A 24,584-nucleotide genomic window follows, 5' to 3' on the forward strand; every position below is an offset into this window, starting at 1 on the left:
GGCGGCGACGCCTTAGTTGGACGCCAGGGCCACGGGCTGCGCGGCGACGAAGCGGTTGTGTGGCAGGCCGGCGGGGAAGTCGCCGACGCCCATCACCGTCACGTAGTTGCCCATCTCGGCCGTCGGGTCGAAATCGGCTTCGTCGTGATCCCAGATGATGGCGAAGTGCGACGAGGTGAGCACTGCGGGCGCCATGAAGACTTCGGCGACGTGCTCCAGATCGGGCGGGATCAGGTCGGGGTTGCGCATGTCTCCGGGCACGGGGCGCTTGGCGATATGTTCGGCCAGCGCCGCGGCAACGGGCTCGTTCTGCTGGGCGGCACCAAAAGTACCGCTGAACAGGCCGGCCAGGGCGTTGGCGGGCTGGCCACCCAGCGACGCGGTGCGCAGGCCGGTGGCTGCGGTGAGCGGAGGCAGGGCGGGCAGGCGCGTCGCGGGCGACGGCTGGGGGGCAGCGGCAGTAGTCTCGCGCTGGATGATCATTTCGAGGGCGCGCTGCGCCTCCGGGTCCTGTGCCGGGGTGGGCAGATAGGCCGTCATGATCTCGGGCCGGGCCGGTTCGCTCATGATCAGGCGCGGCTGGGGCACCGGTGCGGTAAGAGCAGCGAGGGCCGTGACGGCATCGCCCGCCGGCAGGGCAGCGGCCGTTGCCACCTGCAATGCCTGGGATTTGACGACCGGCATCGGGGCTAGCTTTGGCGTGGTCAGCTCGGACGGGTCGAGCGGCGTGCTGCCGACGCTGGAAAAGGGGATGGCGCCCATGGCTGGCTCAGCCGCCATGGCGACCTGGGTTGGCGCAGCAGCGCCGCCGAGGGACGCGGGACGAATGGCCGGCACGGGGGCGACCTGCGGGGTCGTCGGCTGGGGTGCTGCCGCGGCGACCTGCACCGGTGCGGGGGCTGCTGCCGCGGCCGGAGCCGGCTCGTCGCCACCGCCGAAGAACAGGTCCATCAGCGAACGGCCGCTGCCACCCTCGGCCACCTGCGTGCCCGAGGTGTTGCCGTTGCAGGGATAGGCGTGGCAGCGTTTCCACTCGGCCATGGCCACCTGGTAGCCTTCCTGCGACAGCGGCGTGCCATCGGTGGGCAGGTGCATGGTCTTGCCGTCGGGGAAGATTTCCTTGAGCTGGGCGCGCGTCATGCGCGGCCAGGCGCGGACGGAGCCGACGTCCAGGTGCACGAAGGGGCTGCCGGAAGTGGGGTAGTAGCCGACGCCGCCAACCTGCTTGCGCATTGCGGTGGCGCGCAGCTTGGCCAAGGGGATGCCGGGGATGAAGAAATCCATCGCCGTGCCGCGCATATGCTGGGAGTTATCGGCGACGCCCGACGACTTTGCCGCCAGCATGGCGTTCGTCGCCGGCGAGCGATAGGCGGAGACGACGTTGATGGGCTGGCTGGCGCCGACTTCCTGATAGACTTCCCAGACCAGGTCAAACAGGCGCGGGTCCATCTTGGTCGGCTCGTTGCGGCGCCAGTCCCGCAGGAACTGGTTGAGCTCGTTGAGGCCGGATTGCACATACTGCCCGTTGCGCTTGAAGACGATGCGGGCCGTTTCCTTGGTATGGGTGTAATAGAGGTAGAGCGCGCGCTCGCTGGCGGCCGCGGCTGGTATGACAGCCAGCGGCAGGATGACGGTGATGCTCATAAGCGCGGCAGCAAAGAGCCGCACGATATGGTTCCGTATCAAATAGGAAGTCCCCGTCACGCCAAACTCTGCCCGTTTATTGCCAGTTGTGATCGGACTTTAGCGTCAAAACTCATCGAATTGATTAACGCTAACGAGATCTGAACCAGCTGCGCCGGACCCCTCACCTATAAAACAGTAAGGGCAAAAGCGGGCGCAACCAAGGCGAAATTGTAAACGGGGTGTTAAGGGGCCTCCACCTCTCGCCCAAGGGCAGAGGTGGGGGGCTCAAGGCGACAGCTCGACGACCGGCTCGGCTTCCGCCACGATTTCGGGGGCGATTTCAGGCTGAACCAGATCCATGGCGGCGATCAGCTTGGCATTGTGGCCGTAGACGTCGCCATAGGACTTCAGCGTTCCGTCGGCCTCTACGCGGATGGTGAAATAGGTGATGTGCACCGGGATCTGATGGTCCGGATTGACCCAGCGCTCGGTGGACCCGAACATCGCCTCCAGCGACGCCCGCGAAATGTTGGGCTCGTTGGCCATCAGCGCATCGGCAAATTCCATCGGGTTCTGCACGCGGACGCAGCCGTGGCTATAGGCGCGGAAGGAGCGGGCGAACAGCGACTTGGACGGCGTGTCGTGCAGATAGACGTCGTGCTTGTTGGGGAACAGGAACTTGATCTGGCCCAGCGCATTGCCCGGCCCCGGGCGCTGGCGCACGCGGAACGGGAAATTGCTGCTCGAAACCTGGCTCCAGTCGACCTGCCAGGGACTGATCGGGGAGCCGTTATAGAGCAGGTCCATGTTCTGGTTTTCGACATAGCCAGGGTTGCGCATCACGGCCGGCGCCACTTCGCCGCGCAGGATCGAGCTGGGCACGTTCCAGTAGGGGTTCACCACGATGTGGCGGATATTGTCCGAGAAGACCGGCGTCTGGTTCTTGGTCGTGCCGACCACGACGCGGGTGGTATATTCCTCGGCGCCGTCGCGGTTGATGACCAGGCGGAATTCGGGAATGTTGACGACGACGTTGAAGGCGCCCAGCTCGCGCGGCATCCAGCGCCAGCGCTCCATATTGGCAATGATGTCGGCGCGCGTCACCGGCACGCCGCCATTGAGCGCTGCCAGCGTCGCGGGCCCCATGATGCCGTCGACGTCCAGATCGAGCGTACCCTGGAAGGCCTTCATGGCATCGACGAGCGCGTCGTCATAGACGAGGCCATCCTGCGCGGGAATGCCGAGACGGTCACGCAGGGCGGGGACGCGCGGATCGCTCATGCCCGGCCGAAGGGTCGGGCCTTCGGCCACCTGGATTGGGCGATCGAGATTGGCGTCGTCGAACGTCGCCAGCGCGGCCTTGAGGGCCAGGAATTCGGGGTGTGTCGGCTCGAGCGCAGCCAGAACGGCAACCGGATCGGGGCTCGAGGCGAGCTCGACCAGAAGCGCGGTGGTATCGAGCGGCTTGGGCGCGATGTCGAGCAGCACGCTGACCGATTGCGGCTTGATGCGGCCATTATAGATGTGGCTGGCATAGCGCAGCGCGGCGCCGGAGAAGGCGGTTTCGAGCGCGGCCATCTTGATCGGGTCGCCCTTGGCGCCGGCCGGATCAAGATCGGGCGTCAGATAGTCAGACGGGCGAAGCCCTTCGCTGGCCGCGCTCTCGAAGAGCTTGAGGATCTTGCGGGCGGGTTCGGAGAAGGTGACTTCGCCATTGGCGCCTTCGTCCAGCCAGATGGGCTCGAAATGCCGGTTGCCATAGAAGAAATAGAGCTTCTGTGCCTCGAGATAGGCCGCGCTGTCCTTGGCCGAGCCGTAGTAGACGGCGCCCAGACCTGACTTGATGGTCTGTGCCAGCGGGGTCTGGGGTGGAGCGATGATGACTGGGCTCAAGGCCAGGCTGGCGACATCCTGCGCCAGTACGGATGGCACACCGCCAATGCCGGCAAAGGCGGCGACAAGGCAGATCAGGGTCTTGTTCATGTGAGCTCCAGCACGGCGACGGAGCGACCGGTTACACGCCCTTTCCTGAACGGAAGCTGACAGGCCGACCGCGCTTCCAGCAATACGCTGCGAATCTTAACGGGAGCAATCGCTCGCAATGTTGTGAGCGGATTTTGTGGTGCGAATGCAACGCTTGGGGGCGACGCCGCCCATGGGCGGCGCCGAATGTTCAGCTGCGCCTGGAACCCAGCGCAACCGGAATGGCGAGAAGGGCCACGATACCGGCAAAGAGCAGGGCACTGGCAACGCCCTGGACGTCCACGAGTTGGCCGCCAATGACAGCGCCCAGGGCAATGGCAACCTGGAAGCAGACGACGACCAGGCTCCCCGAAGCTTCGAGGGCGTCGAGCGCTTCCTTAGAGACCTTGGTCTGGAGCACGATGGGCGCGGTGCCAAAGCCGAAGCCCCAAAGCGCGACCAGTGTCAGGGCCGGGACGGTGGAGCTGCCCAGCAGCATCAGGCCCAGGATGGCCCCACCCAGCACCAGGGCCGTGAAAATGAGGGCCGTACGGACGTTGGTATCGGCCATCTTGCCGCCGACCACGTTGCCGACCACGCTGGCCACGCCGTAGCCGAGCAGCGCCAGGGCGACCAGGGAGGCCGGCAACACGGTAACCTGCTCGAGATAGGCCCGCACATAGACGAAGGCCGAGAAGTGGCCGGTGACCACCAGCAGAATGGCCAGCATGCCAAGCTGTACGCCGCGCCGGGCAGTGAGGCGGAAGACCTCGAACAGGCTGTTGCTTTCGCTGGCCGGCAGGCTGGGCAGGCTCACGGCCTGCAGCAGCATGGCCAGCACCGCGGCCACCGCCGTCGCCGTCATGGCCGCGCGCCAGCCGATCCAGTCACTTATTAGCGCGCCGATGGAAGGAGCGGCGATGGTGGCGAGCGACACGCCGATGAAGATGATCGACATGCCCCGGCCAAGGGCGCTGACGCCGACCAGTCGAGCGACCACCGCCGCAGACAGCGACCAGAAGCCGCTTAGGGCAATGCCCAGCCCCGCGCGGGCCAGCAGCAAGATCCAAAAGTCGGTGGCAAAGGCGGCTACGAGGTTAGAGACGACGGCCAGCGCACTAAGCGCCACCAGCACCGTCTTGCGATTGAGCCGGCCGATGGCAACGTTGGCGAACAGGGCCGCTATGGCACCCACCGTGGCGGTAGCGGTTACCACCTGCCCGGCCGTGCCTTCGCTGATGCCCAGGTCAGCCGCCATGGGGGTCAGGAGGCCGGCGGGGAGGAATTCGGCGGAGACCAGAGCAAAGGTGGCCGCGGCCATCGAGACCACGGACATCCAGGTGCTTGCCGACCAGCGGACGGGGACGCCCGACACCCCGGCATCGAAAGTTGCATCAGTCATGGGAGAGCTCCAAGAAATTGGAGCCCGTATATAGGCGGTATGAGCAGGACGAAATGCTGCCTAAAATCCGAAAGACATGTCTTTTCGTCCGGAACCTTCGCGACGCACCAGGCCAGGCGGCTTGCCCACGATGCGCTTGAAAGCACGGGAAAACGAGGCTTCGGATTCATAACCCAGGCGGAACGCCACGTCGGCCACCGCCAATCCGTCGCCGGCCAGCCAGGCATGGGCCAGCTGCATGCGCCAGCGACCCAGATAGTGGGCTGGTCCCTCGTGCATCAGCGCGCTGAAACGCTCGGCAAAGACGGAGCGCGACTGTCCGGCCACGGAGGCCAGGCGCTCGAGCGTCCAGTTCCCGCCAGGCTCGCGGTGAATGGCGGCCAGCGCCCGGCCGATGCTGGGATCGCGAATGGCCGCCAGCCAGCCGGTGGTGGAGCTGGTCGTCGAATCGGCCCAGCAGCGAATGAGGCGCGCCGTGACTAGGTCGGCCATGCGCGACAGAATGGTGGCGCTACCCATACGCGGCTGTGCCGCCTCCGCGGTCATGGTGTCCAGCAAGGGTTTGACCAGCGGATCGCGGGAGGCGACGTCGCAGCCCTGCAAGATTTCGGGCATGGCTTCAAGCAGGGGATGGAGAGCGAGCGAGCCCAGTTCCATCGAACCGCTGAACAAGGTGGTGACGGCGCCTTCGCCCGGCTGCACGACCGAGCAGACATTGCCGCCAAAGCCGGTGATCTGGCAGCGCTTGAGGGTGCCGGCCGGCGTATTGGGGCAGTCCGCCAGTTCATGCGCGATGCCCTGTGGCAGCAGGACGAGATCGCCCTCGTGCAATCGCTGCCAGCCGTTGGCCTCGGTATGCAGCCAGCAGGTGCCCTCGCTGACGAAGTGGAAGCGCAGCAGCTTCTGTTCGGCAAAATCCAGGCACCAGGGCGCGCGCAGCTCGCAGCGGCCGTAGTTGACGCCGGTGAGGCGGAAGTCCTGCAGCACCTCGCTCAGGGCATCCATGGCCAGCGGCGGGGTCGGGTCGGAGGACGGAAGGTCAAGCATGCTGCAATAATAGCTACCATTCGTCTGGAAACAAGGGGAAGCGGTCCCGGCCTGACCGTTGATTATCGACCCTGATGTCTGGTGAGGCGGCGCGATCTGGCCTAGAAGGCCCCGTCGCCAACCGTTGAACGTTCCATGCCCCGCATTGCCAAGCTTGACCGTCTGCTCGCCCTATTGCGCGAGCGCATCTTTGTCCCGTCAGCAGTTTTTGCATCGTTGCATTACCGTCCCGCCGCCAATGTGGAGCGCGGTGTGGTGCCCCACGAAGACCGATCAGGCTGGACCCGGGTGGACCGCGACCTGATCTGGGGCGAGCCGGACGGCTACTATTGGTTCGGCGGCCAGGTCACTGTGCCAGAGGCGCTGGCGGGCAAACGACTGTTCGGGCGCGTGCATGCGCAGTTCGGCTCGGTGATGGGCCGCAGCGACCCGCAATTGCTGGTGCGGCTCGATGGACGGATCGCCCAGGGCGGTGATGGCAATCATCGCGAGTTCAAGCTGACCGATGGCGCCGAGGCTGGGCAGGTCTTCGACGTCCTGATCGAGGCCGGCACCATCGAGGATCGGCGCCAGCTCGGATTCGGCGTCGAGCTCGTTGTGCATGATCGGTTGGCGGAGATCGTCTACTACGACCTCAAGGTTCCGCTCGATGTCGCCCGCCTGCTCAAGGCCGACGATGCCCGGCGGGCCCGGCTGCTGCGCCATATCGACGAGGCGCTCGACCTGATCGATTTCCGGCCGGGCGATGCACAGCGCTTTGCCGCCAGCCTCGAGGCGGCCCGTACACGGGCCGACGCGATCTATGCGGAAGCCGATGCCGACGCCATGCCGGAAATCGTGGCCACCGGGCATACCCATATCGACGTGGCCTGGCTGTGGCGTGTGCGAGAGACGCGCCAGAAGATGGCCCGCTCCATGGCCAATGCGCTGGCGCTGATGGACGAATATGAAGACTACCGCTTCATGTACAACCAGGGCGTCTTGCTCCACTATCTCGACAAGGACTATCCGGAGCTGTTCGAGCGCCTGTCCGGGCAGGTGAAGGCGGGGCGCTTCGAAATCGAGGGCGCGCTGTGGCTGGAGCCCGACGTGGTCATCGCCTCGGGTGAGAGCCTGGTCCGCCATATCGTCAAGGGCTCGCGCTATCATCAGGACAAGTTCGGCGTGAAGCCGCGTATCGTCTGGCTCCCCGATACGTTCGGCTACACGGCGGCTTTGCCGCAGCTGATGGCGCAGTCGGGTCTCGACATCTTCATCACGCACAAGATGAGCTGGAACGACACCAACCGCATGCCGCATGAAATCTTCTTCTGGCAGGGGTTGGACGGCACGCAGGTACCGACCTATTTCCTCACCACGCAGCGATACGAATATGACGGGATCAACACGACCTATTGTCCCGATCTCGTGCCAAGCCATGTGATGGGCACCTGGAAACGCTTCAGCCAGCAGGGGCTGCATGACGAGCTGTTCCTGGTCTATGGCCATGGCGATGGCGGCGGCGGGCCGACGCGGGGTATGCTGGAAAATGTACGCCGCATGGAGCGCGGCATTCCGGGTTGCCCGAAGATCCGCCACGAAAAGATGGCGCCCTATTTCGAGCGGCTGGTAGAGCGCATGCGCCGGGAGCCGGAAGCGTTTCCGCGCTGGGTGGGCGAACTCTATCTCGAATATCACCGCGGCACGCTGACCTCGGTGGCAAAGAACAAGCAGAACAACCGCCGTGCCGAGCAGACGCTGCATGTGCTTGAATTGCTTGGTGTTCTGGCGCAGCAACAGGGTGTGGACTATCCCCATGCGGAGCTGGAACAGCTCTGGGAAGTGGTGCTGCTCAACCAGTTCCACGACATCCTGCCGGGAACGTCGATCGGACCGGTCTATGACGACAGCGACCGGGAATATGCCGGCTTCTTCGCGCAGGCCGCGGCGCTGCAGCAGCGGCTGGCCGGGGCGTTGGCTCAGGAAGGCGGGTACCTCGTGCTGAATGCCGCGAGCCATAACCGTTCGGGGCTGGTGCAGTTGCCAGCGGATATCGAGGGCGTCGCGGCTCCTGCGCAGACGGTGACTTTTGCGGATGGCGGGCGCGCGCGGGTGGTGCCCGTCACAGACGTTGCCGGGCTCGGGGCGGTCGAGTTGGTGGTGACCGGCGTGGCAGCAAGCTTGCCGCAAGAAAGCTTGCTGGTTTCTTCGGTTTTGCTGGAGAATGCCGCCCTGCGCGCCCGGTTCAACGAAAAGGGGCAACTGATCTCCTTGTTCGACAAGCGGAATGGCCGCGAAGCCATCATGGCGGGCAAGGCGGGCAATGCCTTCGTCGCCCACCAGGACATCCCGATCGACTTCGATGCCTGGGACATCGACGACTATTTCGAGGATCGCAGCTGGCAGGTCGACAACCTGGTCAGCGCCGAGGTGGTCGAGACCGGGCCCTATCGGGCGGCAATCCGGTTCGAGTGGATCTATGAGAATTCCCGTATCGTGCAGGTGGTGTCACTGGAGGCCGATGCGGGGCAGATCGAATTCGATACGTTTGTCGACTGGCAGGAGCGGCAGACCCTACTCAAGGTCGGCTTCCCGCTCGATATCCGCACCGATACCAGCCGGGCCGAGACGCAGTTCGGCCACCTGTCGCGGCCGACCCATGCCAATACCAGTTGGGAGCGGGCGCGGTTCGAGACCTCGATGCATCGCTGGGTCGATCTCAGCGAGGCCGGCTTCGGCGTCGCCGCGCTCAATGACTGCAAGTACGGCTATGATGCCAAGGGCAGCACGCTGCGGCTGACGCTGATCAAGTCGCCGGTCTTCCCGTGGCCGGAGGCGGACCGGGGGGAGCATCGTTTCCGCTATGCCCTGCTGGTGCATGATGGCGACCTGCAGACCGTGCACAACGCGGCCAGCGCCTTCAACCTGCCGCTGCAACTGTTGGCAGGCGCAGCAGCGGACGCGCCCGACCTCGTGCCGGTGGCCACCCTGGACACCGACCAGATCGCCATCGAGACAGTCAAGGCGGCGCGGTCGGGCTGGGGAACCGTGTTGCGGCTGTGGGAGACGCAGGGCAGAGCGGGGACGGCGACGCTCACCCTGCCTCAAGCGGGCCGCATCAGCGAAGCGGACCTGCATGAAATGGAGACGTCGGTGCTGTCGGAGGACGCAAGCAGCGTGACCCTGCAGTTCCGGCCATTCCAGATCCGCACCTTGGTGATCGACTGACGCGCCGCGCCCGCCCGCTTGCAGCGGGGGGCGAGGTCACCTACCGTTTGAACACGAATTGTCGCCGGCAACCCGGCACCATTCCGCTATCCCCAGGACCACCGCATATGATTCCCGCCATTCCCGACGCCTTGCCACCCCTTCCCAAGCGGTCCGTCGGCATGTGGCTAAGGGGTGACTGGCATATGCATTGCCGGCACAGCACCGATTCCACCAACAATCCGCAATCGCGGATCATCGGTTTTGCCGAGCGCCTGGGGTTCGACTACCTGGTGATCACCGACCACGACGTGCATGTCCATGGCGCAGTGGCGCAGCATACCTGGGCCGATCCGGAATATCGCTCGGACAAACTGCTGCTGTTCTATGGCGCCGAACTGACAGCGCCCCGCGGGCACGTCAACATTCTGTCGCCCGAGCCCTATAACCACCAGCGCATTTTCGATGCGCGCAATGCACGGGACTGGCACCTGCTCGAGCTCAAGCAGGAGCTGGGCGTGCATTGGTCGGCCAACCATCCCAACCACAAGAACCACTATGGCTTCTCGTGGGACCTCGCCGATTCGGTCGAGATCTGGAATACGAGCATCTGGCCCAAGAACATGATCAGCGTCCGCATGTGGGACGATCAGCTGCTGTCGGGCCGCATGATCGGCGCCCGCGGCGGCAGCGATGCGCATCACGGCATCCCGGATGATCCAGCGCTTATCGTGCCGCAGACCATCGAGGGCTCGGCCAACTATGTCGGTACGCCCACGACCTGGATTTTCGCCAATGACCGCACCAAGCCAGCCATCCTGGCGGCGCTGAAAGCGGGGCGGGCATCGGTCAGCTCCAACCCCTATAATCCGCGCGTCGAATTCTATGCCGACATAGCTGGGAACGGGCAGTTCGACATGATGATGGGCGACAATGCCAGGCCAACCGGTGCGCCGGTCACCTTCGAGGTGCGGCTGGTGGGGGGTGGCATTGCCGGGGCAGCCTACCAGGTGCGGGTGATCAAGAACCGGGGCGAGTTGGCGACCATGGTGACCGATGCCGCCAGCCGGTCGGTGCGCTTCACCGACACGCCATTGCCGGGGGAGCGGTCCTACTATCGCGTCGAAGTGGAAGGGCCGCAGGCGCCCTATCCGGAAGTGCCCAATTCGATGGCGCAGAGCCTCAACATGGTGGCTTTGTCCAACCCGATCTATTTCAACTACGATCCGAACTTCTAGGACAGGACAGGCGTGCGCGACCCCAGCCGCAAAGTGGGTATCAAGGACATTGCCGAGGCCGCCGACGTGGCGGTCTCGACGGTATCGCATGTGCTCAACGGCACGGCGCCCATTTCGGCCGATGTGCGCGAGCGCGTGCTCAATGCGGCCAATACGCTGGGCTACCTGGCGCGACGGCGGGAAAAGGCGGCAATCGCCGTGCTGCGCAGCGTGCTGTTGGCCGTGCCCAGCGATACGCTGCCGCATAACGAACATAACCTATATTCCTGGACCCTGCTCAGCGCCCTGACCCGGGAATGCGAGCGGCGCGCCATTCGCGTCATTCCCATGGAGGTGGACAAGCCGACGGCGAGCCGGTCGCATGTTGTGGACGTGGCGCGCGCGGCCGAGGTCGATGGCATCCTGCTGCTCAACGAGGATCGGCCAGAGCTGCTGCAGGAAATTGCCGCGTCGCGCATTCCGGCGGTGCTGATGAATGGCGAAGACCATGAAATGCAGGTCGACAGCGTCACGCCGGGCAATCGCTTTGCCGCGCGCTATGCCACCAACTGGCTGATCGGGCAGGGCCACCGCTCGATCATGCATCTGAGCTGGGAAGGCCGCAGCACCATACGCCGCCGGCGCGACGGGTTCCTCGATGCTTTCCGCGCCAATGGGCTGCCGCTCGACACCGCGCATGTGCACCTGGCGGAAGGATACCTGCCCGAACTGGGGGCGCGCGCCATCGAAAACTGGCTCGACCAGCATGGCGGCCTGGGCGGCATCACGGCGATCTTCTGCGCAGCCGATAACCTGGCGCTGGGCGTCATGACGGCGCTCGACCGGGCCGGCATAAGAATGCCCGAGGACGTGTCGATCGTCGGTTTCGACGGCGTGGCGATCGGCGAGTTCACCGCGCCGCCGCTGACGACGGTCAGCGTGCCGCTCGAGCATATGGGGCCGACGGCCCTGCACCTGCTCGAACAGCGCATCGTCAACGCTGCGCTCAACCCGCCGGCGCACCGGCTGGAGCTCGGCTGCCGGCTGACGGTGCGCGGCAGCGTCCGCCGGATCGGCTGATCAACGCGCGGGCAGGGCGCCAAAGAGTTCGTCGAGCAGGTCGGTGCGGGCCAGTTCGAGCGCCCCAAGCAAGCCGGCGCGTCCGCCGCTGCGGCTGCGGACGATCTGGACCGGCCGCAGCCAGGCGGCCGATACCAGGCGCTGGACACGCTCGATGAATTCGGGGCGCGCGCCGATGCTGCCGCCAAAAATCAGGAGGTCGGGGTCCAGCAGGGCGAACAGGGCGAGGGCGGCCCGGGCCGTGTGATAGGCGGCGGTGTCCAGCGTGTCGCGCGCGGCCGGGTCGCCCCCGGACGCGGCCGCGAAGATATCTCGCACGCTGTGACCGGCGTCGCCGCCCCGGCTGACATAATCGCGCCGGATACCGGCCTCGCCGACCCGATCCTCGAGCGACGCGACGCCGGCGGCACCGATCTGCCAGAGCGGCATGTAGCCGAGCTCGCCAGCGCCGCCATGCGCACCGCGCAACAGGCGTCCGTTGATCATCAGGGCGCCGCCTATACCGGTCCCCAGTGCTATGAAGGCGGCATTGTCGCGGCGCGTGCCGGTGCCCTGGCCGACTTCGGCAAGCAGGGCCAGGTTGACGTCATTGTCGATGAGAACATTGACCCCCAGCGCATCCCGTAGCGCCGAGCGCAGGTTGCCGCCTTCGAGACCGGGGAGGTTGCCGGCCAGACTGAGGTCCGCCGTCAGCGGATGCACCGCAGCGGGTATGCCGACGGCACCGGCCCGAAGGCGAAACCTTGGCACGCCTGCCTGCCGGCAGAGCGCGTCCGCCATGCCCGCCAATTGGGCGACAAGGTCGGCGGCGCCCGACTGTACCGTCGGCTCGGTGGTCTCGGCTAGGATCTGGCCGCGCAGGTCGGCAATGGCGCCGGCGATCTTGGTGCCGCCGACATCAAAACCCACCGCCAGAGCCGCATCGGCCCGCAGGGCATAGGAAAGCTGGGAGCGACCAGGCGGGCCTCCCAGCTTGCCCTCCACCTTGACGAGGCCGCGAACTTCCAGGTCCGCCAGCAGTTCGGAGACCGCCAGTTTTGAGAGCCCCACCTGTTGCGCAAGGGCGGGGCGCTGCAGCGATTCACCGTCCATCATGGTCTCTGCGAGGAGACGTAAGTAACCGGATAGTGAATTTTTTCGGGCCGAAAGCGGCGGCCGCTTAGCGCGGCTCTGGGTGGCGCTATCGCCTTGATTCGACTGGTGGTCTTCCATTCAAGTTTCCCGCGAGGGGCCCCCGCCCATTGTCGAAAAGAGAAGCAATGCAAATTTTTTCGTATTGCGCCCCAGTGAAACAGGCGCATAGATTGCCCTTGTAACAGCACGAAACCTGCCAATGAGACAAGCCAATTGTACGAGCAGGCGCTGGAACAGAGGATAATGCGGAGGCGATCGTGAAAATATTTCAATCAGCGATTGGCCCTGCCTTGACGGGTTCAGGATGCCGCATGTCACCCGAGGGTGCATGGCCGGCCGAAGCACGAGGGACGAAAACGATGAGTGCCAATAAGTGGATCGCGCGTCTGGCGATCGCGGCCATGTCGGCCACGGCGCTAGCCAGCGCTGCATGGGCTTTCCAGGAAGCCCCCATGCTGACCGAGATGGTCGAAGCGGGGAAGCTTCCCCCGGTCGACGAGCGGCTGCCGACCAAGCCCACCGTGGTCAATGCCCTTTCCGTGGGCGAGTATGGCGGCACCTGGCACCGCGCCTATAGCGGTCCGGGCGATCGCTGGGGTCCGACCAAGCTGATGGAGGAGCGCGTGCTCAAATGGGCCGCCGGCCCCGATGGCACCGCCCAGCTCACCCCCGGCTATATCGAGAGCTATTCGGTCAACGACAATTCGACCGAGTTCACCTTCACGCTGCTTGAAGGCCTCAAGTGGTCCGACGGCGCGCCGGTCACCACCGAAGACGTCAAGTTCTGGTACGAGGACGTGTTCCTCAACCCCAAGATCATCCCCACGATCGATCCGACCTTCTCGCCGGGCGGCGTGCCGATGGAAGTCGAGATCAAGGACGAGCGGACGTTCACGGTCAAGTTCGCCCAGCCCTATGTCTACTTCCTGCAGATCCTGGCCAAGGATTCGACCGGCGAGCCGAGCCTTGATCGCGCCAGCTTCGTGCTGCCCAAGCATTACCTCAGCCAGTACAACGACAAGTATGCCACCGAAGCCGACCTGGCTGCCGCTGCCGCCCAGTTCGGCGTCGCGAGCTGGACGGACCTCTGGGGCTCCAAGGGCGCCGTTACCGCCTGGTGGTCCAACCCCGACCTGCCGGTGCTGACCGCCTGGAAGATCGAGACGCCGGCTCCGGCCGAAAACGTCACCATGGTGCGCAACCCCTATTATTGGGCCGTCGACCAGGAAGGCAACCAGCTGCCCTATATCGACACCATCAACCACCGCCTCTACCAGGATCCGCAGAGCCTGGCGCTGATGGTCGCCCAGGGCCAGATCGACGCGCAGGACCGCGGCATGGTCCAGCCCTTCGACTTCTACAAGGAGAACGAAGAGCGCGGAAACTACCAGGTGGTGCCGTGGCTGGGCTCAGGCGTCTGGTCGCTCATCCCCAACATGAACACGACCGACGAAACGCTGCATGCCCTGTTTGCCGATGCGCGCGTGCGCCAGGCGCTGTCGGTGGGCCTTGATCGCGAGCTCATCATCGAGCTCACCCAGTCGGGCCTTGCCAAGCCCATCCAGGCGGCGCCGGTCAATGGCTCCCCCTATTACCAGGAAGACCTCCAGAACCACTGGACCGAATACGATCCGGACCTGGCCAACCAGCTGCTCGACGAGGCGGGCCTGGCCGAACGCGACAGCGAGGGTTTCCGCCTGCGCCCAGATGGCAAGCGCTTCACCCTGGTCGTCCAGGGCGGCGATGCCGCGCTCGACAAGCAGCTCGAGCTGATCGCCGAAATCTATGGCGAGCTGGGCATCGAAATCCTGCCGCGCATCATGGATCGGACCCAGTTCGATACCAACCGCGCGAACAATGATTTCGAAGTGCAGTATCTCGTGTTCGACCGCCTGACCTATGTCCCGGCCGATCCGCGCGTGATGATGGGTTCGGAAAGCTACGCCAACCAGTCCTATGTCTGGTACAGCACCAACGGCGAAAGCGGCATCGCTCCGCCCGAAGGCAGCGACTTCCAGAAGATCTACGACCTCTGGGACAAGGCTTCGAGCGCGCCGAGCGTTGAGGAAGCCGACAAGTCGATGAACGAGCTGATCCGCACCTTCGTCGAAGGCGGCTATGTCATCGGCGTGCATGGCGAAGGCACGGTGGTCAATGTCGTGTCCAACAAGATGCACAACGTGCAGCCGGACCTGATCATGGACGATATCTTCCGCGAGGTTGGTCTCTCCCGGACCCAGCAATACTGGCTGGACCAGGAGTAGGATCCAATGCCGGTCGCGCCCCTCCGCCGCGGCCGGCGCCCTTCCCTGGGCAATGTCTGAAACGACGCGTCAGAGGGCGGATTCCCTTCCGCCCTCTCGACACGAAAGCTAGGTTCTGCAGCGCTCCATCCCCAAGGTCGCGCGCTGTTCTTGGAGACAGGTCATGGTCGCCTTCATCATTCGCCGGGCGCTGCTGGCGATCCCGATGCTGATCTTCATTTCGCTGATCTCGTTCATCATCATCCAGCTCCCGCCGGGCGACTATGTCACGGCCTATGCCGCGCAGCTGCGCCAGAACGGGGAATACATCTCGGCCGTGCAGGAAATGGCGATGCGCGACCGCATGGGGCTCAACGACCCGATCCTGGTGCAGTATTGGCGCTGGATCACCGCCATCGTCTTCCGCGGCGACTTTGGCTATTCGCTCGACTGGAACGCGCCGGTCTCGACCCTGATCTGGGACCGCCTGGCCATTACCCTGGCGCTGTCGACGGCCAGCCTCATCATCACCTGGCTGATCGCCATCCCGGTCGGCGTCTATTCGGCCACGCGGCAATATTCGGTGCTCGACTATGTGTTCACCGTGTTCGGCTTCCTGGGCAAGGGCACGCCGGATTTCCTCCTGGCGCTGATCCTGATGTGGATCGCCTTCGTCTACATGCAGCTCGATGTCGGCGGGCTGTTCTCGACGCAGTATCAGAATGCGCCCTGGAGCTGGGGCAAGGTGATCGACCTGCTGCAGCACCTGTGGATTCCCCTGGTCGTGCTGGGCACGGGCGGCGCGGCCGGGCTGATCCGCGTGATGCGCGCCAATATGCTGGACGAACTGGGCAAGCCCTATGTCGAAACGGCCTATGCGCAGGGCCTGTCCGAGCGCCAGGTGGTGTGGGGCTATCCGGTACGCGTGGCGCTCAATCCGTTCATCTCGACGGTGGGCTGGGCGCTGCCGGCTCTGTTTTCGGGCGACGTGATCACCGCCATCGTGCTCAACCTGCCCACGACAGGGCCCCTGCTGCTGCAGGCCCTCAAGATGCAGGACATGTATCTGGCCGGCAGCTTCATCCTCATCCTGAGCGTCTTCACCGTCATCGGTACGCTGCTTTCAGACATTCTCCTGGCGTGGTTTGACCCGCGCATCCGTTACGCGTGAGGTGCGGGTCATGACAGAGCAAACTCTCGCCGCCGAGCCGGTCAACGCCAAGAAGGAAGACCTCTACTCCGCCAAGCCATGGCGGCTGATCTGGCGTCGGTTCTCCAAGCATGTCCTGGCCGTCATCTCGCTGTGGTTCCTGGTGATCCTGGCGCTGTGCGCCATCTTTGCCGAATTCGTGGGGCCCTATGATCCGTTCAAGGTCGAGCGCCTGCGCACCATGATGCCGCCCACGGCGATCAACCTCTTCCATGAGGGCCAGTTCGTCGGCCCCTTCGTCTATGCCATGGAGCGCACCCGCGATCCGGAGACGACGCGCGTCACCTACCAGCCGGACATGAGCAAGCCGCTGCCGATCCGCTTCTTTACCTCGGGCAGCGAATATTCCTTCTTCGGCCTGTTCGATACCGACATCCACCTGTTCGATGTCGATGGCGGCCGACGCGACCAGATCAATCTCTTTGGCACGGATGATCTGGGTCGCGACGTGTTCTCGCGCCTCATCCATGGCGCGCGGGTGTCGCTGTCGGCAGGCCTGGTCGGCGTGGCCTTCGCCTTTGTGCTGGGGCTCGCGCTGGGGTCGATCTCGGGCTATTTCGGCGGCTGGATCGATGGCACCATCCAGCGGCTGATGGAGCTTATCCGGTCCATTCCCACCATTCCGCTGTGGATGGGCCTGGCCGCGGCGCTGCCCGTCGCCTGGGATCCGCTGTTCGTCTATGTGCTTATCACCTTCATCCTGGCGCTGATCGGCTGGACGTATCTGGCGCGTGTGGTGCGCGGGCAGTTCCTGGCGCTACGCAACGAAGACTATGTGCTGGCGGCGCGGCTGTCCGGCGCCAGCGAATACCGCATCATCACCAAGCATATGCTGCCCTCGATGACGTCCTACATCATCGCGGCGCTGACGCTGGCCGTGCCGGAAATGATCCTGGGTGAAACCGCGCTCAGCTTCCTGGGGCTGGGCCTGCGGCCGCCTGTCGTGAGCTGGGGCGTGCTGCTGCAGGATGCGCAGAACCTGCGCTCCATCTCGCTGGCGCCGTGGCTGCTGTCACCGGGCCTTGCCGTGGTGGTGACCGTGCTGGCCTTCAACTTCCTTGGCGACGGCCTGCGCGATGCGGCTGACCCCTATGGGCAGTAACACCATGACCAAGACCTCCATGCCCGCCGAGCGGCTGCTCGAACTCGACAATGTCCATGTGCACTTCCCGCTGCGCGAGGGCCTGGTGAAGGCCGTCAACGGCGTCTCCTACCATGTCAACAAGGGCGAAGTGCTCGGCATTGTCGGCGAGAGCGGTTCGGGCAAGTCCATCACCGCCCGGGCCATCATGCGCCTTTTGCCCAAGCGCGCCGTGGCTGCCGAAGGCACGATCCGCCTGCGGCCGCGCAGTGGCGAGGAGTTTGAACTCTCCGCGCTCGATCGCAACAGCCGGGCCATCCGCCAGGTGCGCGGCCAGCATATCGGCATGATCTTTCAGGAGCCGATGACGGCCCTGTCGCCGGTGCACACGATCGGCGCGCAGATCATGCGTACCGTGCAGCTGCATATGGGCCTCAGCCGCCAGGCCGCCCGCGCCCGCGCCATCGAGCTCCTGGCCAAGGTGCAGATGCCGCGCCCGACCGAACTGGTCGATGCCTTTCCCCACCAGCTGTCGGGCGGCATGCGCCAGCGCGCCATGATCGCGCTGGCCATTTCGTGCAACCCTAGTCTCTTGATCGCCGATGAACCGACGACCGCCTTGGACGTGACCACCGAGGCGCAGATCCTTGAACTGCTCAAGGAATTGCAGTCCGAGATGGGCATGGCGATCATCTTCATCACCCACAATTTCGGGGTGGTGGCAGACATCGCCGACCGCGTCTCGGTTATGTATCTGGGCAAGATCGTCGAAACCGCCTCGGTCGACGACATCTTCTACGCGGCCAAGCATCCCTATACCCAGGCCCTGCTGCGCTCCATTCCGCGCCTCGGGGTGGACCAGGGCCGGCGCCTGCCGACCATCCCTGGCATGGTGCCCGACCCGTTCAGCGTGCCGCCGGGCTGCGCGTTCAATCCGCGCTGCACCCATGCGGTGGCGGGTATCTGCGATGTCCAGGTACCGCCGGAGAAAGTCTTCGGCGCGCAGATGTCGCGCTGCCATTTTGCCGACAAGTTCGTTGCCGTGGAGGCCGCCCATGTCTGAGCTTCCCAGGCTTGACCAATCCAGCATGCCCGATGATGTCCTGTTCTCGGTGCGCGGGCTCAAGAAATACTTCCCCATCCAGGTCGGCTGGCTCAAGAAGCATGTCGGCGACGTCAAGGCGATCGACGATGTGTCGCTCGATATCCGGAAAGGCGAAACGCTGGGCCTGGTGGGTGAAAGCGGCTCGGGCAAATCCACCGTCGCCCGCCTCATGCTGCGCGCCTACGAGCTGACCGATGGGCAGATCCTGTTCCGCCGGGCCAGCAACGAGATCGTCGACCTCTCCAACCTCTCCGACCGCGAGATGCGGCCGCTGCGCGCCGAGATGCAGATGATCTTCCAGGATCCCTATTCTTCGCTCAATCCGCGCATGACGCTGCTGGAGCTGGTGGGCGAGCCCATGGTCATCCACGGCAACGGCAATCGCGGCGAGATCGCCGACCGGGTGGCCGAGCTGCTCAAGGTGGTGGGTCTGCGGCCCGAATTCATCAACCGCTATCCGCACGCCTTTTCCGGCGGGCAGCGCCAGCGCATCGGCATTGCCCGCGCCCTGGCGCTCAATCCCAGCTTCATCGCCGCCGACGAGGCGGTGTCGGCGCTGGACGTGTCGGTGGCGGCGCAGAACATCAACCTGCTGCAGGACCTGCAGGAGCAGTTTGGCCTCACTTACCTCTTCATCACCCATGATCTGGGCATGGTCGAGCATATCGCCGACCGGGTCGGCGTGATGTATCTGGGCCGGCTGATGGAAGTGGCGCCGACCGAGGCACTGTTCTCGCGGCCGCTCCATCCCTATACCGAGGCCCTGATGGCCGCCGTGCCGCAGCCCGATCCGCGCGGCAATCGCACGCGCAAGCGGGTGCCGCTCAAGGGTGAGATTGCTAATGCGGCCAACCCGCCTTCGGGCTGCAGCTTCCATCCGCGCTGCCCCTATGCGCAGCCGCGCTGCGCTGCCGAACTGCCGGCCCTGCGCGAGGTCGCCGGCGGGCGCCAGGTGCGGTGCCATTTTGCCGAGGAACTGTCATTGGTGGGTGCGGTGGCGTAACGGCACCGCGCTCGCCGGGCAGCACCACGCCCTGACCACATTCTCCTGACCAGTTGATCGCCATGTCCGCTCCCCTGCTCACCCTCTTCAAAGGCGACAGCCTCAATGCCTGGGAGCTCTCGCCCGTGGAGGCAGAGTATTTCCCCGGTGAGCCGGCAATCGCGCACGATCCGCAGAACTATCGCTACATCAACGGCTTCGTCGATGTCGGCGACCTGCCATGCCGCGTCGCCACCTGGCGCGATGTGGCCACGCGGCAAGTGCAGCTCAGGACGGACTGGCCGGTGGAGGGCCTCTATCTGCCCGGCAGCAATCGGCGCGTGGAATTCACCCAGTTCCGCTACCGACCCACGCGCCTGGCGCGCTGGTGCCGCAGCTGGGTCAGCGCGCCCGCGGACCGGTATTGCTCGTTCCGGCTGTCGACCCGCGGTGGGGTGCATATCTGGGTCGATGGCCAACTGGCCGGACGGTTCGAACCCTTCACCCGCAACAGCACCGAAGACACGATCATGCACCTGCCGCTCAAGGCGGGTGGCAGCGAGATCATCGTCCTGACCGAGGACATGGCCGAGCGCGACGTGCAGTGGTTCTTCGAACTGGTATTGCTTGACGATGTGGCGCTCGACGTATCGCTGCCAGGTGCCCGGATGGGACAGCAGGTGGAGGCCCTCAAGACGCTGGCGAGCCAGGCCCGGTGCAAGGGCGATCTCGTCGACAGGAACGGCCAGGTCGTACTGGAATTCGACACGCCCGCCACGATCGATGTGGATGTGCATGTGCTGGTCACCGCCACGTCCCACACCCAGGCGGTGTTGCTCGATCGCCAGCTCACGCTCAAGGCGGGCATGACCGCGTTGCCGCTCTGCATGGGGCATGAGCTGCCCGACGGCTATCACACGCTGCCGCTGACCCTCATCGCGGGGGAATCGCGGGTGGAGCGAAGTATTGGCTGCGCGGTGCTGCACGAGGTCGTTCCGCAGCCCCTGGCGGCGGATCTGGCAGCGCGCAAGCGGGTCGCCCTCGAGCATGCCGCGCTGCACGGCGAGATGCGCATGGGCACCGCCGTTGCCCTGCTGGAGGCCGGCCGCGCCGATGATCCGCGCCTGCGGCCGATCATCGAGGAGACTCTGGTCGCCATCGAGGAAAGGCGGGACTGCGCCGATTTCATCTCGGTGCCGCTGCTCTGGGCCTATCAGCGCCACGCCGCTGACCTGCCTGACGACCTGCGCCTGCGCGTCGAAACGGCGCTGCTCGAATTCCGCTATTGGGTGGACGAGAAAGGCAATGACGTTATGTGGTTCTGGAGCGAGAACCACGCTTTGTGTTTCCATGTCTCGCAGTTGCTGGCGGGGCTGACCTGGCCGGACCGGCTGTTCACCGCCTCGGGGCGCAGCGGCCACGAGCAGGCCGACCTCGCCACGGAACGGCTGGGGCGTTGGTTCGACGCCGTCGAGGAAGAGGGCTTGGCCGAGTGGAATTCATCGGCCTATTACCCGGTCGATTTCATCGGGCTGCTCGCCCTGGCCGAACTCGCACCAGAACCACTGGCGCAGCGGGCATGGGCGCTGTGCGACCGCATCTTCACCATGGTGGCGCTCCACACGCTCAACGGCGTACCGGCCGGGTCGATGGGCCGCGCCTATGACAAGGAATTGCGCGCCGGCCCCCTGACCGAATTGGCGCCGTTTGCCACGATTGCGTTCGGGAGGGGCTGGCTGAATTCGGGCGTCGCCTCGCTGCCGCTGTTCGCGGCGGGCCGCTACCAGCCGCCGGCGGCGCTGGACCAATATGTGGAGCCACGCGCCGGCGAGGTCGTTTCGGCGCGATACCTGCAGGGCTATGGTCCGGCGAGCCTGCTGACCCTCTACAAGACCCGCCACGTGCAGCTGTCAAGCAATAGCGGCGCCAAGGCCGGGGGCTATGGGCACCAGCAGCATGTGATCGACTTGCGCTTTGCCGCCCATCCGATGGCGCGCAGCTGGATCAATCATCCGGGTGAAGACGATCCATGGGGTCAGCAGCGGCCGTCCTACTGGGCGGGCAACGGCAGCCTGCCGCGCGTGGGGCATGAAGGCAATGTGGCGCTGGCGCTCTATCGGCTTGGGGAGAGTGCCCGGTTGGACTTCACCCACGTCTACGCCGCGCGGAGCGGCATAGTGCATCACCTGCGCGGCGATACGCTCATCCTGCAATCGGGCGAAGCCCTGGTCGCCTACAAGGCAACCGGCCCGCTGGAGGCAATCGTGACGGGGCCGGGGGCGGGCCTCGAATATCGGTGCCATGGGCGCCAGCAGGGCTGGGCCGTCATTGTCGGCGAAACCACCGACCTCGATGCGTTCGTCGCGCATGTCGCTGGTTGCCAGCTACAGCTGGACCCGCAGGCGACGCAGCTGTCTTTGTCGGTGCCCGGAAAGCCTCAGCTGGTGCTCGATTGGTCAGCCGGTTTGACCTCCGGTGGGCAGCCCGTGGTGAGCGAGACGCTATCGGCCATGCCGCGGGTCAGTATTTCCCGGCGCAGCTGAGCCGCGCTCAGGCGCTCACCCAGGCGACCCACCGGTGCTTGATGGGTGCCGGGCTATCCATGTCGCGGCAATTGCCATAGACAGGAAAGGGCTGGCGCTGAGCATTGATGGTGAGGGTCTCGGCGTCGAGGCGCACCGCTATGGTAGCCGCGTCCTCGCCCAGCATTTCTACACCGGCGACTTCGAACAGCGCGACGGGGCGGCGGCCGGCGGCCCAGTGGCGCGCGGCGGCTTCGGCGGATTGTTCGAGCTCACCCAACCCGGGATTGCCCTTGTAGCCGGGCAGGTAGATGTCGTCGCGGGCGATGGCGGCGAGGAATTCGGGGACGGCAGCCGGCGTCAGGCGGCCATAGCGTTGCCGGTCGGGCATGACGATGACCGACGGCGCGAAGTGGCAGCCACCGATATGGGTGCATTGCAGCACGTCGAGCTCGAAGACCGGCGCGGCGGCGGCCAGGGCCTTGAACACCGGAAAGCCGTATCGGGCGCAGCAGGCATCCGTCTTGGCATCGGTGCAGCAGAGGATCACTCGGCGGGGCAAGGGCGTGCCGCCAAGGGGCAGGCCGTCCCGCCACAGCGCGACGAGTTCGGCCGCGTGGGCCTGGTCGCGGGGCATGACGCTGGTCATGTCGGGGAAGGACAGCAGCTCCAGCGACTGGCCGTCGCCGGTGTCGACGAAGCCGACATAGCGGCCGTTGCCGGTCGCCGCCTTCATGGCGGCGAGCAGGTCGTCGGCCAGGCCCACGGTCTCGAAGCGCGGCCGCCGCCACTTGCCCTTGGGCCAGCGAATGAAGAGGTGCCGCTCGGCCAGGGTGCCGGTGCCGGCCAGCGGCTCGCCGCTGGCAATGGCGTGGTCGGTGCAGAAATGCATGAGCGCTAGTTGGCTTGCGGCGGCAGGGTGACGCCGTAGATCCCGGCCAGGTCGTCGAGCATCATATAGGCGCTGTAGATGCCCCCACCGAGGTTCCAGGCCAGTTCGCCGACGCGGGCGACCTTGCCGGCCTTGGTGGCCTCCAGCTGCATGAACAGCGGATCGTTGAGCCATTCGTCCAGGTTGGCGAGGGATTCGGCGTTGTCGTCATCGGGCGCGAAATAGAAGATGCGATCACCGGCCATTTCGGGAATGCGTTCCTTGCCGATTTGCACGAAGGTCTCTTCGCTGCGCTGGTTGGCCGGGCGCGCGAAGCCGACCAGATCGAGCACCACGCCGGGGAAGGAGTGGTCGGAATAGATGCGGGTGCGGCCGGGGGCGAACCGGACCAGCGAGATTTCCTCGTTGACGGCGTCGCCGATGGCGGCGCCGAGTTCGGCCCCACGCGCCCTGAGCGCGTCGACATTGGCCTTGGCCTCATCGCCCAGCCCGATCACATCGCCATAGAACTGGTAATTGTCGAGCCAGGCCGAGCCGATGGTGGTCGACATGACGGTCGGGGCAATGGCGGAGAGCTGCTCGTAGATCTTTTCCTGGCGCACCATGGTGCCGATGATCAGGTCGGGTTCGAGCGCGGCCAGCACTTCGAGATTGATGGCCGTCTCGGTGCCCAGCGATACGGTATCGGTGAGCTTGTCGGCCAGGTGCGGATAGAAGGGATTGCCTTCCCAGGACTGGGCGGCACCCACAGGCACGACGCCCAGGTGCAGCAGGGCCTCGGTGCCCTCATTGGTGAGGATGGCGATGCGCTGGGGGGAATCGGGGACTTCGGTGACGCCCATGGCATGGGTGATTTCACGGGCCTGGGCGGAGGCGATGAGCGCGAGCGCAACGAGCGCCGTGGCAAGCAAGCGGTTGGTCATTGGGAAAATCCGGAAAGGGGAAGGGGCCGCCGCAGCGGCCCTTGGAGGTCAGCGGGTGGGGGGCAGTTCGTAGATCTTTTCGAGATCGTCGAGCAGCAGGTTGGCTGCGATGATGCCGCCGGCGGTGTTCCAGATGGCGTCGTCTACGGCATAGGCCTTGCCGGCCTTGACCACCGGCAGGTTCTGCCACAGCGGATCGGCCGTCCAGTCGCTGGCCTGGGTCGCGGCGGCGCCGTCGCCGGTTTCGTAGACGAAGTAGAACAGGCGGTCGCCGTCGAAATCGGGGATGCGTTCCTTGCCGACATCGTCGGCGAACTCGGCCTTGTCCTGCACTGCGGGCCGGGCAAAGCCGATCTGGTCGAGGATCAGGCCGGCAAAGGTGTCCTTGTAGTAGATGCGGGTCAGCGCAGCCATGAAGCGGCCGAGCGAGATGCGCTCCTTGAGGGCCGGGCCGGCCTCCTCGGCGATCTTGGCAGCGCGTGCGTCGAAGGCTTCCAGCGCGGCAAGGCCCTCGGCGCCCTTGCCGGTGGCGTCGGTATAAAGCGCCATGTTGATCTTCCAATCGCCGCGCAGGCGCTCGGACATGACGGTAGGGGCGATGGCGGAGAGCTGGTCGTAAATCTTTTCCTGGCGCGTCTTGTTGCCGATGATCAGGTCGGGCTCGAGCGCGGCAATGGCTTCGAGGTTGACGGCCGATTCTTCGCCGACCACGGTGACATCGGCCATCTGGTCCGCGATGTGCGCATACCAGGGGTTGCCCAGCCAGGAGCGCACGGCGCCGACAGGGGTGATTCCGGCGGCCAGCAGGGCCTCGGTGCCCTCATTGGTGAGAACCACGATGCGCTGCGGATGATCAGGCACGTCGGTGACGCCCATGGCATGGGTGATTTCACGCGCCATGGCGGGCTGCAAGGCGGCGAACAGGGCGACCAGCGCAAAACTGCCCCGGACCGTGCGGCGAAGAAGCTTCAT

At 65.3% G+C, this 24,584-nt stretch carries 17 protein-coding genes; 9 read left to right on the forward strand and 8 right to left on the reverse strand.

Translation table 11 applies throughout. From position 1 onward, the window contains the following. Positions 1-12: 12 nt before the first annotated feature. From JI749_RS05540 to JI749_RS05555, 4 genes are all read right to left on the reverse strand, one after another. Positions 13-1,668 (reverse strand): DUF882 domain-containing protein, encoded by a 1,656-nt coding sequence (locus JI749_RS05540; protein WP_407644899.1) that lies wholly within the window; start codon positions 1,666-1,668, stop codon positions 13-15. 243 nt (positions 1,669-1,911) lie between these two features. Next, positions 1,912-3,609, reverse strand: coding sequence for a L,D-transpeptidase family protein (locus tag JI749_RS05545; protein ID WP_201660451.1), 1,698 nt, complete (start codon positions 3,607-3,609; stop codon positions 1,912-1,914). A gap of 190 nt (positions 3,610-3,799) precedes the next feature. After that, a complete protein-coding gene (locus tag JI749_RS05550; RefSeq protein WP_201660454.1) occupies positions 3,800-4,990 on the reverse strand; it encodes an MFS transporter in 1,191 nt (396 codons plus the stop codon). Between the two features lie 60 nt (positions 4,991-5,050). Continuing rightward, entirely contained in the window at positions 5,051-6,037 is a 987-nt protein-coding gene (locus tag JI749_RS05555; protein WP_201660457.1) for an AraC family transcriptional regulator, read from the reverse strand. Positions 6,038-6,172: 135 nt separating this feature from the next. On the opposite strand from JI749_RS05555, the gene JI749_RS05560 reads away from it, so the two are divergent. The 3 genes from JI749_RS05560 (at position 6,173) to JI749_RS05570 (ending at position 11,520) form a co-directional block, all read left to right on the forward strand. Further along, the gene (locus tag JI749_RS05560) at positions 6,173-9,244 is read left to right on the forward strand and encodes an alpha-mannosidase (protein ID WP_201660460.1); all 3,072 of its coding nucleotides are present in this window, start codon (positions 6,173-6,175) and stop codon (positions 9,242-9,244) included. A 107-nt stretch (positions 9,245-9,351) separates the two neighbouring features. After that, a complete protein-coding gene (locus JI749_RS05565) occupies positions 9,352-10,461 on the forward strand; it encodes a CehA/McbA family metallohydrolase (protein WP_201660465.1) in 1,110 nt (369 codons plus the stop codon). Positions 10,462-10,473: 12 nt separating this feature from the next. Beyond that, a complete protein-coding gene (locus JI749_RS05570) occupies positions 10,474-11,520 on the forward strand; it encodes a LacI family DNA-binding transcriptional regulator (RefSeq protein WP_201660469.1) in 1,047 nt (348 codons plus the stop codon). On the opposite strand, the gene JI749_RS05575 is transcribed toward JI749_RS05570, so the two are convergent. Then, positions 11,521-12,612 (reverse strand): ROK family protein, encoded by a 1,092-nt coding sequence (locus JI749_RS05575; protein WP_201660472.1) that lies wholly within the window; start codon positions 12,610-12,612, stop codon positions 11,521-11,523. It abuts the gene before it with no gap. A gap of 401 nt (positions 12,613-13,013) precedes the next feature. Here JI749_RS05575 and JI749_RS05580 point away from each other — a divergent pair, with 401 nt between their 5' ends. The 6 genes from JI749_RS05580 to JI749_RS05605 all read left to right on the forward strand — a co-directional run bounded on the left by JI749_RS05580 (position 13,014) and on the right by JI749_RS05605 (position 21,818). After that, a complete protein-coding gene (locus JI749_RS05580) occupies positions 13,014-14,918 on the forward strand; it encodes an ABC transporter substrate-binding protein (protein WP_233280879.1) in 1,905 nt (634 codons plus the stop codon). Positions 14,919-15,081: 163 nt separating this feature from the next. After that, positions 15,082-16,068, forward strand: a complete 987-nt coding sequence (locus JI749_RS05585) for an ABC transporter permease (RefSeq protein WP_201660478.1) — start codon at positions 15,082-15,084, stop codon at positions 16,066-16,068. A gap of 10 nt (positions 16,069-16,078) precedes the next feature. Then, positions 16,079-17,209 carry an ABC transporter permease gene (locus tag JI749_RS05590; protein WP_201660482.1) on the forward strand — a complete coding sequence of 377 codons (1,131 nt, stop codon included), beginning with the start codon at positions 16,079-16,081 and terminating at the stop codon, positions 17,207-17,209. Between the two features lie 4 nt (positions 17,210-17,213). Beyond that, positions 17,214-18,251 carry an ABC transporter ATP-binding protein gene (locus tag JI749_RS05595; protein WP_201660486.1) on the forward strand — a complete coding sequence of 346 codons (1,038 nt, stop codon included), beginning with the start codon at positions 17,214-17,216 and terminating at the stop codon, positions 18,249-18,251. Further along, complete coding sequence (locus JI749_RS05600; RefSeq protein ID WP_407644900.1) at positions 18,244-19,296, forward strand: ABC transporter ATP-binding protein; 1,053 nt, start codon at positions 18,244-18,246, stop codon at positions 19,294-19,296. The genes JI749_RS05595 and JI749_RS05600 overlap by 8 nt, the downstream gene beginning before the upstream one ends. Positions 19,297-19,358: 62 nt before the next feature. Then, positions 19,359-21,818, forward strand: coding sequence for a hypothetical protein (locus JI749_RS05605; protein ID WP_201660489.1), 2,460 nt, complete (start codon positions 19,359-19,361; stop codon positions 21,816-21,818). Positions 21,819-21,825: 7 nt separating this feature from the next. Here the strand turns inward: JI749_RS05605 and JI749_RS05610 are convergent, their stop codons facing one another. The 3 genes from JI749_RS05610 to JI749_RS05620 are packed head-to-tail and all read right to left on the reverse strand — an operon-like array spanning position 21,826 to position 24,584. Then, positions 21,826-22,689 carry a sucrase ferredoxin gene (locus JI749_RS05610; protein WP_201660492.1) on the reverse strand — a complete coding sequence of 288 codons (864 nt, stop codon included), beginning with the start codon at positions 22,687-22,689 and terminating at the stop codon, positions 21,826-21,828. 5 nt (positions 22,690-22,694) lie between these two features. Next, positions 22,695-23,612, reverse strand: coding sequence for an ABC transporter substrate-binding protein (locus JI749_RS05615; RefSeq protein WP_201660495.1), 918 nt, complete (start codon positions 23,610-23,612; stop codon positions 22,695-22,697). A 48-nt stretch (positions 23,613-23,660) separates the two neighbouring features. Then, complete coding sequence (locus JI749_RS05620; RefSeq protein ID WP_201660498.1) at positions 23,661-24,584, reverse strand: ABC transporter substrate-binding protein; 924 nt, start codon at positions 24,582-24,584, stop codon at positions 23,661-23,663.

It is taken from the genome of Devosia oryziradicis, from assembly GCF_016698645.1.
Classification (GTDB): Bacteria; Pseudomonadota; Alphaproteobacteria; order Rhizobiales; family Devosiaceae; genus Devosia; species Devosia oryziradicis.